We start from the raw sequence: 14,050 nt of genomic DNA, 5'->3' as shown, positions 1-14,050 counted from the left end.
TGAAAAAAATGCCCGGCCAAGGGTGATGGCCGGGTATCGGGTTTATCGTCTGTCCGGCCAGATATCGCAGGACATTTGTGTTAATTTGTACTTTTGGATTTTACCCGAGGCAGTCATGGGGTATTCTTTTGTAAAATGGACGTATCTGGGGATTTTATACCGGCTGATTTTTCCCCGGCAAAAATCAGAGACATCACTTGGGTCAATATCTGACCCTTCCTTGAGAATGACAAATGCGCCTACCTCTTCTCCGTATTTTTCACTGGGCACGGCCGCCACCTGAACATCCATGATTTCATCCATGCGGTAGAGAAATTCTTCGATTTCTCTGGGATAGATGTTTTCTCCGCCCCGGATGATCATATCCTTGTGCCGACCTGTGATGGACAGATTCCCCTGGCGGTCCAGGATGCCCAGGTCTCCTGAATGGAGCCAGCCCTCCTTGTCAATGGCCTCTGCCGTGGCCTCAGGATTGTTATAATATCCTTTCATCACGCTGTATCCCCGGCAGCAGACCTCTCCTTGCTCTCCTGTGCCCAGCTCTTTGCCGGTTTCAGGATCAATGATTTTGACCTCAATATGGGGCAGGGCCCGGCCCACGGTTTCCACCCGGACCCGGAGATCGTCTTCTATCCTTGTATAGGTCATGACAGGGGAGGCTTCGGTCAGTCCGTAGCAGATGGTGATCTCGGTCATGTGCATTTTTTGGATCACCTGCTCCATGACATGGGTGGGGCAGTTGGATCCGGCCATGATGCCGGTTCGCAGAGAGGAAAAATCAAACTTGTCAAACATGGGGTGTTCGAGTACGGCAATGAATATGGTGGGGACCCCGTAAAGGGCCGTGCATTTTTCCTGTTCCACCGATGCCATGACCTGGATGGGATCAAATCCTTCAAGCACCACCATGCAGGTGCCGTGGTTCACGGCAGCCAATACCCCTAAGACACAGCCAAAGCAGTGGAATAACGGCACCGGCAGGCAGAGCCTGTCATTTTCGCTGAAATTCTGGTTGGCCCCGATCCAGTACCCGTTGTTTCCGATATTATAATGGGTGAGCATCACCCCTTTGGGAAATCCCGTGGTGCCCGAGGTGTACTGCATGTTGACCACATCATGGGGAGTCAGGCTTTCCTGGCGGGCAAGGTATTCTTCCTCATTGACCATGACGGACAAGGCCCGGATTTCAGGGATGGTGTACATGCCCCTGTGTTTTTCAGGTCCCAAAAATCCCACCCGTTTGAGGTGGGGAAATTTGGCGGTCTTTAAATGGCCCCGCTGACAGGTTTTCAGTTCGGGCACAAGTTCGTACACCGTGTTGATGTAGTCTGTATCCTGGAAACTGTCGATTAAAAATAAATTTTCAGCTTGGGACTGGGTGAGCAGGTACTCAAGTTCGGCTGTCTTATAGTTGGTATTCACCGTGAGCAAAATGGCCCCGATTTTGGCTGTGGCAAATTGAAGCGTAACCCAGAAGGGGATGTTGGTGGCCCATACCGCGACTTTTTCGCCTTTTTTTACCCCCAGGGCCATAAGGCCTTTTGCCGTTTCATCCACCACATTTGAAAATTCTTTGTAGGTGAGGCGAAACTCCCTGTCCACATAGACAATGGCCGGGTTGTCCGGGAATTTTTCAACAGTGCGGTCCAGGATCTGGCCCAGGGTCAGCTCTTTTAATTCGATATTATCATCCATGTTTCCCCCTATTCCGGTATGTAGATCACCGCGTGGATTTCTGCTTTTTCTTCGCCTGCACAGGAAACATAGTGGGGAACAATGGAATTGTAATAAACCGAATCTCCAGGATCGAGGATATGGATTTTGTTTCCGTATATGACTTCAACCGAGCCTGAGATCACGGCAATGAATTCTTCCCCCTCGTGGGAGGACAACACCTTTTCCCTGGCGGATTCGGGCATGATTTCCACGAAAAAAGGTTCCATGTGGCGGTCTGCCTTGCCCTTGCCCAGGGCATAAAAATTTAAGGCCGCGGCCTTGTTTTTGCCGCCGAGCACGGAAAATTCCGCGGCCCGCTCCGCCTGGCGGACAATATAGGGATCTGCGGTTGTCTGGTCATCCAGGAAGGTGCCCAGCCGGACTCCCAACGCCCGTGCAATTTTCATCAAAGGGCCTAGGGGCGGATAGACGTCCTCTTTGAGCATGGTGTCGATAAAATTCGGATCCAGGCCGCTGGCCGCGGCAAGACCCTGGATATCCATTTCCCGTTTTTCCATGAACGATATGATCCGTTGATTTACTTTTCCGGTCTTCATAGGTCCTCCTTGATGCGAAAAAAATTTATCCTATAATATATAGAAAAGCTTTTGTCAAAAAAATATTGTGATCAGCCCTTTTCCCTTGTAGAGTCAAAATTATAATCTGGTAATAATATTCAACATATAAAATATAGATGAAAAAGACTGGAAAAGGGCTTATGGCCTCTCGTTTTTTGCCTGAGCCGGTGATGATACCACCCCTGTTATTTTTTAGGAGAGGAGATACAAAGATGAAAACAATTGAGGTAAATATACGGGCTGAATTTATTGTACCGGATGATTGGACGGTTGTCGAGCACATGCCTGACCCAAAATTCCCCGAAGATATCCGGAAAGTGCTGAAAGTCGGCGATCAATTTTATGATTTTTTTCCAGAGTGCCTGGTCAAGGTGGAGGATCCTGAAATGACGATCTGGTCGGCTGATGAAGGCCGAACAGAAGATATTATCGATTGCATGGACAGATTTGAGGTCAGTATCAGGGAGACAAAGCCATAAATTCTTTATTTTGATATTAAAACAAAACCTGCAAAAAAAAGAGCCTGAGCCGGGTGAATGGATTTGTTTTTTACTCTGGGATTTTTTTGTTCCCATGGAAAAAAGATGTTCAAACCCGGATGAATGGTATAAAGTTTCAAATCAATGTTTTCAAGGCCTATATTATTCAAATACCCTTGTGTGAAAGAGATGAAAATGAGATTACATGTTTGGATCGTTTATTTTTCTTTATTTCTGTTTTTTTTAAATTCTGGTTGCCAAAAGGCGGAAGAGGCACCCAAACCGCCTCCGCCTCCGGAAGTGGGGGTGTATGAAATCTTTGCCCAGGATGTCCCTATCTATAAAATTTTTGTGGGTCAGGCATACGGGGTAAAAGACATTGCCATCCGGGCCCGGGTGGAAGGGTTTTTAAAAGAAATTCATTTTAAGGAAGGGTCGGCAGTCAAAGCCAATGACCTGCTTTATATTATTGAAAGTCAGCCCTTTGAGGCTGAAGTGGCCTCCAAACAGGGGCTTTTGGCAGAGGTCAACACCAAACAGGTCAAGGCCCAAAGAGACCTTGAGCGATATCGTCCCCTGGCCGAAAAAAATGCGGTTTCCCAAAGTGATCTGGACGGGGCTGTTGCGGCCTATGAAGCGGCCAAAGCCTCTGTGGAAGCGGCCAAAGCCAATTTGAGGGCTGCCCGCATTCAGATGGGGTATACTCAGATTTATTCTCCCATTAACGGGATCATCGGAAAAACCCAGGCCAAGGTGGGGGATTTTGTGGGGCGGGACCCGAATCCCGTGATTTTGAATATGGTTTCCAATACCGACCAGGTATTGGTTGAATTTTTCCTTAACGAGTCCCAGTATCTGGGCATTGCCCGCCACATGGCCGAGGTGGGGCACAAGGCCGCAGAAGAGTATGACCCTGATATCCGGATGATTCTTTCAGACGGCTCTGTCTATCCTCACAAGGGTCAGCCCAATTTTATGGACCGGGAGATTGATCCTGCCACAGGCGCCATCCTGGTTCAGGTCTCTTTTCCCAACCCTGATAATTTAATCCGGCCGGGTCAGTTTGCCAAGATAAAACTCAGGGCAGACGAGGTGGCCGGCGGGATTCTCATTCCCCAGCGTTGTGTGAGCGAGCTTCAGGGCATTCAGCGGGTATTTGTTGTGGACAAGGAAAATATAGTTCACGAGCGCAGGATAGAACTCGGGCCCACCATTGATAATTTCTGGCTGGTCACCAAGGGGCTGAAGTCCGGGGAGAGCATCATTTATGAAGGGCTGCAAAAAGTGGGTGACGGGGCCAAAGTAAGGCCTAAAAAGACCCAGGTGGACCGCATCCCGAGGGATGGAGAATAATGGGTTCTTTTTTTTTCAGAAGACCCATTGTGGCCATGGTGATCGCCATTATCACCATGATTGTGGGAGTCCTTTCCCTGCTGACCCTTCCCACGGAGCAGTATCCAAATATCACCCCGCCCATTGTCCAGGTCAGGGCATCTTACACCGGGGCCAATGCCATCAACGTGGAGCAGTCTGTGGCCACCCCCCTAGAGCAGCAGATCAACGGGGTGGACAATATGATCTATATGAAATCTGTGAATGCCAATGACGGGACCATGAGCATTCAGATTTCCTTTGATATTGGTACGGATCCTGACATGAATACGGTGTTTGCCCAGAACAGGGTTTCTGTCGCAACAGCCAAGCTGCCCGAAGAGGTCAAACGGCTGGGGGTGTCCACTGAAAAATCTTTGCCCAATATTCTTATGCTGGTGGCCCTTACCGATGAAAACAGCCAATATGATCAGACCTTTTTAAACAACTATGCCCTGATCAATATCAAGGATATTCTGGCCCGGATCAAAGGGATCGGCCGGGTGGATGTTCTGGGGGCCTCTGACTATTCCATGCGGATCTGGATACGCCCTGACAGGCTTGCCCAGCTGGGCATGACCGTCCCGGAAATCATTGACGCCATCCGGGCGCAGAACGTGATCGTTCCCGGCGGAAAATTCGGGGCGGAACCTGCCCCGCCGGGCACGGAGTTTACCTATACCGTTCGGCTGCCCGACCGGCTCCAGTCGGAAAAAGAATTTGGGGACATTGTGATCAGGACGACCCCCACCGGGGCCCAGGTTAAGATACGGGATATTGCCCGGGTGGAGATGGGGGTTGAGTCCTATAACACCTTTACCCGGCTTGACGGAAAAGACTGCGCCATTATTTCTTTGTACCAGGCCCCGGGCTCTAATGCGGTTCAGCTGGCCCAGGATGTAAAGACCGCCATGGCCCAGCTGTCCTCCTCCTTTCCCAAGGGAATTAAATACGATGTGTCCATGGATGCCACCCTCCCCATTACCAAGGGAATTGATGAAATCGTGGAAACCTTGTTCATTGCACTGGGACTGGTTATTCTGGTGGTGTTTATCTTTATCCAGGACTGGCGGGCCACCCTGATTCCCACCATTGCCATACCCGTCTCTTTGCTCGGGGCATTTATGGCCTTTCCCCTCTTGGGATTCACGGTCAACACCCTGTCCCTGCTCGGTCTGGTTTTGGCCATCGGCATTGTGGTGGATGACGCCATTGTGGTGGTGGAGGCGGTGCAGGTCAATATTGCCAAGGGCATGGAGCCCAAAGAGGCCACGATTGCGGCCATGAAAGAGGTAACAGCCCCGGTGATTGCCACCACCCTGGTTCTTGTGGCCGTATTTTTGCCCGTGGCCATCATGGGCGGGATCACAGGCCGTCTCTACCAGCAGTTTGCCCTGACCATTGTGGTTTCGGTTCTGTTTTCCTCCATCAATGCCTTGACCTTGAGCCCTGCCCTCTGCGGTCTTATCCTCAAGGCGCCCAAACCCTATAAGGGGCCTTTGGGATGGTTTTTTGCAGGGTTTAACAAAATTTTTGATCTCACCACAAATACCTATGTGGGGGTGACCAAGATGGTGGCCCGGAAGATCGTTTTAGGCCTTATTTTTATTCTTGTACTGACCTGCGGTACGGGAATTGTGGGTAAATTGCTTCCGGCCGGATTTGTACCGGCAGAGGACATGGGCTATCTGTTTGTCAATGTTCAGCTTCCCGATGCCGCCTCTCTCCAGCGATCTGATGTGGTGACTAAAAAGGTGGAAGCCATTGTAAAACGGCACAAGGAAGTGACCTATGTGACCACGGCCACGGGATTTTCAATGCTGTCCGGCGCCATGGGAACCAATTCAGGATTTATATTTGTTGCCCTCAAAGACTGGTCAGAGCGCGAGCGGACGGCCAAGGAAGTGATCAATGCACTGAACCGGGATTTTTTCCTGGAGATCAATGAGGCCCAGGTCTTTGCATTCGGTCCCCCGGCCATCTCCGGACTTGGATCCGGATCCGGGTTCACCTTTATGCTCCAGGACAGACATGGCAACACCCCGGCTTACCTGGGGCTCCAGGCGGCCAATTTTATAAAAGAGGCCCAGAAACGGCCTGAGATCGGGTCCATATTTACCACCTTCAGGCCCACGGTTGCCCAGAAACTCATCGAGGTGGACCGGGACAAGGCTTTAAAGGCCGGGATTTCCCTGAACGATATTTACACCACCATCGGGGCCTTTTTAGGAGGCTCCTATGTGAATGATTTTAACCGGTTCGGCCGGCTGTACAAGGCCTATATCCAGGCGGAGCCAGAGTATCGGCAGTCCCAGAATCAGATTAATCTGTTTTTTCTTAAAAATAAAAACGGAGACTCTGTGCCCTTGTCCGCCTTTGCCAGGGTCAAAGAGGTGTTTGGACCGGATTATACCAATCGGTTCAACCTGCTCAGGGCAGCCGAACTCACCGGCAGCCCGGCCCAGGGATACTCTTCTGCCCAGGCTTTGGATGCCCTGGAAGAGGTGGCGGCCCAGGTGCTTCCCGAAGATATGACCTATGCCTGGAGCAATATGTCATTTCAGGAGAAAGAGGCCGAAGGATCGGGTGCCCTTGTATTTGTCTTTTCCCTTATATTTGTGTTTTTAATCCTGGCCGCCCAGTATGAGAGCTGGTCTTTGCCCTTCAGCATTTTGATGGGCACCCCCTTTGCCATTTTTGGGGCCATGGGGCTGATGTATCTGGCCCGGTTTTATGACTTAAGTTACGAGAACAACGTGTTTGCCCAGATTTCTTTGGTCATGCTCATCGGTATGGCCGCCAAGAATGCGATTTTGATTGTGGAGTTTGCCAATATTAAATTCAACGAAGGGCTCAGTCTTTTTGATGCGGCCGTTGAATCGGCAAAGCTCCGGTTTCGACCCATTCTCATGACCGCCTTTTCCTTTATTCTGGGAATTTTACCTCTGGTGATTGCCACGGGCGCAGGCGCTGAAGCAAGAAAGATCATGGGGGTTGCCCTTCTCGGGGGGATGTGCCTGGCCACATCTTTGGGCCTGTTCTTTTACCCCATGCTGTTTGTATTCATCGGTAAAATCGGCCGGTATGAGAAGAAACGTGATTTGAAGAACAAGAGAGCATAATACATGAAAAATTATTTTATCATCATATCCATGTTGTTGATTTTGATCCAGGGATGCGGAGCCGTGGGCCCGGATTTTGTTCCGCCTGAGGTTAATACCCCGGCAAATTTCAGGTTCGCTGACAAAGATGCCAGGGCGGTTGAGGACTTAAAGTGGTGGGAAATGTTCAATGACCCCGTGCTTTACCAATTGGTTGTTTCCGCTCTGGAAAACAATCGGGATCTGAAAATCGCCCTGAGCCGGATTGAAGAGGCCAGGGCCGCATTTGGATTTACCCGCGCAGACCAGTATCCCGGGGTTGATATCCAGGCCGGCGGATCCATAGGTAATTTTTCAGGCGCACGTTCGGCCACCACCAATTCCACCGTGTATATTTCCCCCATGCTTCAATGGGAACTGGATCTATGGGGAAAGTTTAAGCGATCCTCTGCTGCGGCCCAGGCCCAGATTCTGGCCTCTGAATACGGCGTGCGGGCCGTTGAGACCCGGTTGATTTCAGATGTGGCATCCGCCTATTATCTTTTGCTGGATTATCACCAGCGCCTTGAAATTTCAAAGGAAACCTACGACTCCAGGATGAAGAGTCTGGATATTATTCAGCAGCGGTTTGACAAGGGGATTATCCCTGAAATTGATTTGAATCAGGCGCAGATTCAAAAAGAGATTGCCCAGGGCGCCATTCCCACCTACGAGCGAATGATTGCCAAAACCGAGCATGTGCTGGCGCTGTTGCTGGGACAGCTGCCCTCTGCCCTAAAGACCCATGCACCCATAAAGGATCAGTCCATCCCCCCCTATGTTCCTTCTGTCCTGCCTTCAGATCTTTTGGAACGCCGCCCTGAAATCCAACAGTCTTTGGCCCTGCTCCATGTTCAAAATGAAGAAATCGGTGTGGCCGTGGCACAGCGCTTTCCGGCCATCAGCCTGAGTGCAGGTCTTGGCCTGGCCTCCAGCGAACTTTCAAATATTACAAACCAGGGGGGGATCTGGACCGGGAGTGCCGGGCTTTTAGGCCCTTTGTTTGATTATAACAAGGCCAAGCACCGGGTTGAAATCGAAGAGGAACAGACCCGCCAGGCCTTATTCACCTATGAAAATACCGTGCTCAAAGCCTTTGCCGAGGTGGAAGACGCCCTGGTGGAGGTGAATACCTATGGCCGGGAAAAGGCTGCGGCAGGCCGAAAGGTGGCCGCTGCGGAGAATGCGGCTGACTTGAGTTTTGAACGCTATGACAAGGGGGTCTCTTCATATCTTGAAGTTTTGGACTCAGAGCGGACCCTGTTTTCAGTCAGGCTTGAATTTTCCCAGATCAACCAGCTTTTTTTAGGGGCCTATGTTAAATTGTACAAAGCCCTTGGCGGGGGATGGGTTCTGCCCGATGAGGCCCGGGCCGGGGAAAAGGCTGGGGCTGCACCCCAGAATTAAGACGGATTTTTTGGCCGGTTTGCTTTTTTTATTCCGGGTCAGGTCAAGATATGGGTATGAATCGTTCTGACATGGAGGTTGCCAATATTGATTCCAGGATTGATTTTTCCGGCAATTTAGAGATGGAAATGGCGGAGGCCTTTGTCCGTCATACCGGCACTCATCTCTTTCTTACGGGCAAGGCCGGCACCGGTAAAACCACCTTTCTCAAAGCCCTTAAACATCATACGGACAAGCAGATCATGGTCACAGCCCCCACGGGTGTGGCTGCGGTCAATGCCGGGGGGGTGACCCTTCATTCGTTTTTTCAACTCCCGTTCGGCCCCTGTATTCCCGGAGGTCTGGGTTCGGACAATCAGCGGTTTTTCAGGTTTTCAAAGGAAAAAAAGCAAATCATCAAGGGCCTGGATCTTCTGGTGATTGATGAAATTTCCATGGTGAGAGCGGATCTTTTAGATGCCGTGGACGGGGTCCTGCAGAAACTTCGCCGTGATGACAGACCCTTTGGCGGGGTTCAGCTTCTTTTGATCGGGGACCTTTTTCAGCTGCCCCCTGTGGCCAAGGCCAACGAGTGGCAGTTGCTCTCTGACTATTATGATTCGGTTTATTTCTTTTCCAGCCATGCCCTGGCCAGGACCGATTTTATCACCGTGGAATTAAAAAAGATTTACCGCCAGTCAGATGAACATTTTATCCAGGTGCTCAACCAGGTCAGGGAAAACCGCCTGGATAAGGTGACCTTGGACCTTTTAAACCAATGTGCGGACAAAAACCTGCCTGAAAAAGGGTATATCACCCTGACCACCCATAATAAAAAGGCCGACGCCATTAATATCGAGCGGCTGGACCGGCTGGATGAAACCGGTTGCGAACTTGTGGCGGAGCTGTCAGGGGAGTTTCCTGCCCATTCATTTCCCACCCCGGACAGGCTTGTGCTCAAAAAAGGGGCCCAGGTCATGTTTTTGAGGAATGATCCCACCCCGGACAAGGCATACTACAACGGCAGAATCGGCCGGGTCATCCAGATTGAAGATAAAGGGGTGGTGGTGGCCTGTGACCCTGAACCCGGAGACAAAGAGGGCGGTGCCATTGTCAGGGTTGAGCCGGTGGAATGGGAAAATATCACCTATACCGTTAACCCGGCTGATCAGACCATTCAGGAAAAGGTGATCGGAACCTTTCGGCAGTTCCCCTTGAAGCTGGCCTGGGCCGTGACCATCCACAAAAGCCAGGGGCTGACCTTTGACAGGGCAATTGTGGATGCCAAGAATGCCTTTGCCCACGGCCAGACCTATGTGGCCTTGAGCCGGTGCCGGACCCTTACAGGCCTGGTGCTTTCTTCCCCGTTTCTGGACCAGGGGATCGGGGTGGATCCGGCAGTGGCTTCTTTCATGGACCAGGCAGGGCAGAATCCGGATTTGGAAGAGAGGTTCAAGGCCGCCCGGATTGCCTTTCAACAGGAGTTGCTCTTCCAGTGTTTTGACTGCACCTCTTTTAAAGGGCTGTTTTATTATTTTATCCGTCTTGTTCAGGAAAACCAGGGCCGGGTTAGTGTCTCGGGCCTGGCTGATATTGATGCCCTCAAGACCGGGGCAGAAGATGAGATCTTTGGGGTGAGCCAAAAATTTTTATCCCAGCTTCAGGGACTGATGCAGGAAATCAGCTTGCCTGAATCCAGCCCCCGGATCCAGGAAAGGGTTCAAAAGGCCTCGGTCTGGTTTTCCGGAAAATTTGAAGCGGTCTTTGGCAAACTTGTTGAAACAGGGGCTGTGGAAACCGACAATAAAACCCTGGGCAGGCAGATGAGAAACGCTTTGGCCAATCTCAAGCTGGAGATCCAAATTCGACAGGCAGGCATCTTGTCCTGCGCCAAAGGATTTTATCCTGAAAAATATCTTGGGGCCGTATCCCGTGCTGCCATGGCCGACCTTCCCGGCCAGGCCCGGAAAAAAACAAAATCTTTGGATTATTCTGAGTTTGATATTGCCCATCCTCAATTGTTTACCCAGCTTAAGGCGTGGCGCAGTAAAACGGCCAAGACAGAAGGGCTGCCCCATTTTCAGGTGCTTCATCAAAAGGTGCTGGTACAGATCTCTGTCTGCCTGCCAAAAACAAAAGAGGCGTTGGCAGAACTCAAGGGGGTGGGGCCCAAAACCCTTGAAAAATATGGTGAGGCACTGGTTGACCTGGTCAGGGCCTATCGAAGGGAAAAAGGGATTACCCAGATGGAACTGCCCCTGCCCAAATCCGTTGACCAGGAGACAGAGAGCCGGTCAATTCCTTTGGAGGGCAAGGAAGAAAAACCCCATACCCGGCAGATCAGTTTTACCCTGTTTGAATCGGGGATGTCCGCCCAGAAGATTGCAGATGAGCGGGGTCTTGCCCTGTCCACCATCCAGGGTCATCTTTGCTATTTTATTGAAAGAGGAGAGCTCAAGGTGGAGCAATTCCTTGATTTGGAGATCAAGGATCGCATTGCATCCGTCCTTGCTCCGGGCAAATCATTGGGGCAGCTTAAAAATGAACTGGGCAGCAAGGTCTCCTACGGCCAGATCAAGGCCATGCTGGCCCATGAAAAATTTTTGTTAAAAAAAGAGTGAATTTTGGGGACTATACATAGTTGACATAGATGAGGCGTGCAATGGTCAAAAAGACCATGGTCAGGAAAATGGGGCGGATAAACCCCGCCCCTTTTTTGATGGCCATGCTTGATCCGATCCTTGCCCCGATGATCTGGCCTGAGGCCATGATCAGCCCGACGGAATAAATCACATTCCCGCCAATGATAAAAATGCTTAGGGCCACCACATTTGAGGTAAAGTTCATGACCCTTGTGGTGCCTGTGGCCCCTGTCATGTCCATGCCCAAAAGGATGAGCAGCCCCCCGGTCCAGAAGGCGCCTGTCCCGGGTCCGAAAAATCCGTCGTAAAAGCCCAGACCCAGGCCAAAGACCATGAAAAAGAGATGTTTTTTCATTCTGGCCTTGCCCGGCAACCGTCCCAGGTCCTTTGAACCTAAGGTATAAAAAAAGACAAACAAGAGCAGAAAGGGGATGAGATGGCGGATAAATCCTGCCTCAATCTGCTGGATGGCCCAGGCGCCGATACCCGCTCCCACAAGGGTAAACCCGATCCCGACCAGATTGTCTTTGAGGCGCACCTTGCCTTTTTTGATAAAGTTGACAGTGGCGGACAAGGTGCCGAAACTGCCCTGAAGTTTGTTGGTTCCCAAGGCCATCTGGGGAGGCAGTCCTGCGGACAAAAGCACCGGCAGGGCAATGAGCCCCCCTCCGCCCGCAATGGCGTCCACAAATCCGGCAACCAGGCCTGTAAAAAATAAGAGGGCAAAGGTTAAAAAAGAAATATCCATGGTTCCTTCCACGACAGGATCAGCCTTTCAGGCGTTCAGGGATGGTGCAGATCGGAATGGGTGCCATTTTATGCTGGTTGGCCTGGTTGAATTTTCGGTAAATTTCCAATACTTCTTTTTGACGCTCATTGAGCTTTGGGTTGTCATGGCCCGCCTCGTGGGTCATGGCCCATTCCAACTCCCGGTATGTGGCACCGATCTGGCTTTCGTCAGTCCGGTTGTCTTCCCACAGCCCGTCCGTTGGTGGTGCCGAAAGGATATCAGGGCGGATGCCCAGGTAACGGCCAAGGTCATACACCTGGGTTTTGGTCAGGTCGGCAATGGGCGAGATATCCACTCCCCCGTCTCCGTATTTGGTGTAAAAGCCCACCCCGAAATCTTCAACTTTGTTTCCCGTGCCAACCACCAGCATCCTGTGATGAGAGGCAAAGGCATACAGGGTGAGCATTCTAAGCCGGGAGCGGGTATTGGCCATGGTCAGATCATCCTGGATGTTTTGGGGAAATCCTTTTTGCAGCTGTTCAAACACCGGGGTCAGTTCCATATCAATGCCTTTGACATTTTCATGGGCGGTTTCAAGCCAGTGGATGTGGGCAGCAGATCTGGATACCTGATCCAGGGCCTGGAAAATTGGCATGTTAAGGGCCAGCACCTTTTTCCCTGTTCGGGCGCAGAGGGTTGAGGCTACGGCAGAGTCAATTCCCCCGGAAACGCCGATGGTGAATCCCTTGAGTCCTGATCCGTCAATATATTCAAAGAGCCAGTCAATAATATGGTCTGCAACTTGTGAGGTTTTCATCTGTTTTCCTCTTTTAAACAAAGCGGGTGATCAAGGGTCTCTTTTTTTTGCTGCCGGGTATATTCGTAAAGGATAATCGAGGCGGCAACACTGACATTAAGGCTCTGGGACCTTCCGTATTGGGGAATGGTCAACCGTTTTATTTCAGGATAAAGATCGGGTTCAAAACTGATGCCGAATTCTTCATGGCCGAACACAAAAGCACTCTTTTCAGGCAGATCGGCATCCATGACCGCCTCACCCTGTCCCGGCTCCAAAATAAACAAGGTATATCCCCTGTCCAGCAGCTGAGCATAACAGGAGAGAAACCGGTTGTGGAAATGGGCCGGCACCCACTTGAATGCCCCCATGGACGGGGCCGGATCAAAAAAATCAATTCCGATAAGGTGGATTTCCCGGCAGCCGAAGGTTTCAGCACTCCTGAAAATTTTACCGACATTAAAGGTGGGTTTGAGATGATCCAATACAATGATACATTGATGAATACCGGGAGTGGCCAGGCGGTTTTTATTGCGCTGGCGACGGAACCTTCTTTGGGCGGCCTCCCGTTCGGCTCTCATCATCATTCTGATTTTATGGGGCCCCATGCACATCCTCTTTAAAAAATTATGTCAGGGCAGATATACACTGTTGAATTGAAAAATGCAAAACCCTTGCCCCCACCCATGGATTTATCCGGAGAAATCCATGGGCAGTCTCAGCCCTTTGAAACCCGGGCGGATGGGTACGAAAATGGGTTTTTTACAAAAAACAGGCGAAACTTATCCGCTGTTTAATACCGCCATGGTCAGACGGGAGATACAGATAAGATCGCCTGACTCGCTTTTGATATCAATGTCCCAGACCTGGGTGGTTTTGCCCAGGTGGATTGGTTTGGCACAGCCGACAACCCGGCCCTGTGAAATGCTTTTCAGGTGGTTGGCCTTGATTTCAAGCCCGACACTGTGAAAGCCCTCTTCCAGGGTCATATAGGAGGCTGAACTGCCCAGGGTCTCGGCCAGAACCACGGATGCCCCCCCGTGAAGAAGCCCCATGGGCTGTTTTGTCCTCTTGTCCACCGGCATGGAAGCTGAGAGAAAATCATCGCCTTTTTCCAGGAATTCAATATCCAGGTGTCCCACCAGGGTATTGTCTCTAAATTGGTTCATGTCGTCTATCTTGAATTCTTTTTTCCAGATCATGGGCGTTTCC

At 50.8% G+C, this 14,050-nt stretch carries 11 protein-coding genes; 5 read left to right on the top strand and 6 right to left on the bottom strand.

Annotated elements, in window-relative coordinates:
* Positions 1-42: 42 nt before the first annotated feature.
* Positions 43-1,695, bottom strand: a complete 1,653-nt coding sequence (locus HUN05_01320) for an AMP-binding protein (GenBank protein ID WDP83972.1) — start codon at positions 1,693-1,695, stop codon at positions 43-45.
* A gap of 8 nt (positions 1,696-1,703) precedes the next feature.
* Positions 1,704-2,273, bottom strand: coding sequence for a cupin domain-containing protein (locus HUN05_01315; GenBank protein ID WDP83971.1), 570 nt, complete (start codon positions 2,271-2,273; stop codon positions 1,704-1,706).
* Positions 2,274-2,410: 137 nt separating this feature from the next.
* Here HUN05_01315 and HUN05_01310 point away from each other — a divergent pair, with 137 nt between their 5' ends.
* From HUN05_01310 to HUN05_01290, 5 genes are all read left to right on the top strand, one after another.
* A complete protein-coding gene (locus HUN05_01310) occupies positions 2,411-2,773 on the top strand; it encodes a hypothetical protein (protein WDP83970.1) in 363 nt (120 codons plus the stop codon).
* 195 nt (positions 2,774-2,968) lie between these two features.
* Positions 2,969-4,126, top strand: coding sequence for an efflux RND transporter periplasmic adaptor subunit (locus tag HUN05_01305; protein WDP83969.1), 1,158 nt, complete (start codon positions 2,969-2,971; stop codon positions 4,124-4,126).
* Entirely contained in the window at positions 4,126-7,266 is a 3,141-nt protein-coding gene (locus HUN05_01300) for an efflux RND transporter permease subunit (protein WDP83968.1), read from the top strand. The genes HUN05_01305 and HUN05_01300 overlap by 1 nt, the downstream gene beginning before the upstream one ends.
* 3 nt (positions 7,267-7,269) lie before the next feature.
* On the top strand, positions 7,270-8,691 hold the full coding sequence (locus HUN05_01295) for an efflux transporter outer membrane subunit (protein WDP83967.1): 1,422 nt from the start codon (positions 7,270-7,272) through the stop codon (positions 8,689-8,691).
* Between the two features lie 71 nt (positions 8,692-8,762).
* Positions 8,763-11,291: a helix-turn-helix domain-containing protein gene (locus tag HUN05_01290; GenBank protein ID WDP87868.1), complete on the top strand. Its 2,529-nt coding sequence runs from the start codon at positions 8,763-8,765 to the stop codon at positions 11,289-11,291.
* A 10-nt stretch (positions 11,292-11,301) separates the two neighbouring features.
* Here HUN05_01290 and HUN05_01285 read toward each other — a convergent pair whose 3' ends face one another.
* The 4 genes from HUN05_01285 to HUN05_01270 all read right to left on the bottom strand — a co-directional run bounded on the left by HUN05_01285 (position 11,302) and on the right by HUN05_01270 (position 14,040).
* The gene (locus HUN05_01285; protein ID WDP83966.1) at positions 11,302-12,060 is read right to left on the bottom strand and encodes a TSUP family transporter; all 759 of its coding nucleotides are present in this window, start codon (positions 12,058-12,060) and stop codon (positions 11,302-11,304) included.
* Positions 12,061-12,079: 19 nt separating this feature from the next.
* Positions 12,080-12,859, bottom strand: coding sequence for an NAD(+) synthase (gene nadE / locus HUN05_01280; protein ID WDP83965.1), 780 nt, complete (start codon positions 12,857-12,859; stop codon positions 12,080-12,082).
* Complete coding sequence (locus tag HUN05_01275) at positions 12,856-13,446, bottom strand: TrmH family RNA methyltransferase (protein WDP83964.1); 591 nt, start codon at positions 13,444-13,446, stop codon at positions 12,856-12,858. The genes nadE and HUN05_01275 overlap by 4 nt, the downstream gene beginning before the upstream one ends.
* A gap of 174 nt (positions 13,447-13,620) precedes the next feature.
* Positions 13,621-14,040 (bottom strand): hotdog fold thioesterase, encoded by a 420-nt coding sequence (locus HUN05_01270; GenBank protein WDP83963.1) that lies wholly within the window; start codon positions 14,038-14,040, stop codon positions 13,621-13,623.
* Positions 14,041-14,050: the final 10 nt, after the last annotated feature.

This window comes from Desulfobacter sp., assembly GCA_028768545.1.
Taxonomy (GTDB): Bacteria; Desulfobacterota; Desulfobacteria; order Desulfobacterales; family Desulfobacteraceae; genus Desulfobacter.
This window is presented reverse-complemented; position numbering and strand designations above follow the sequence as displayed.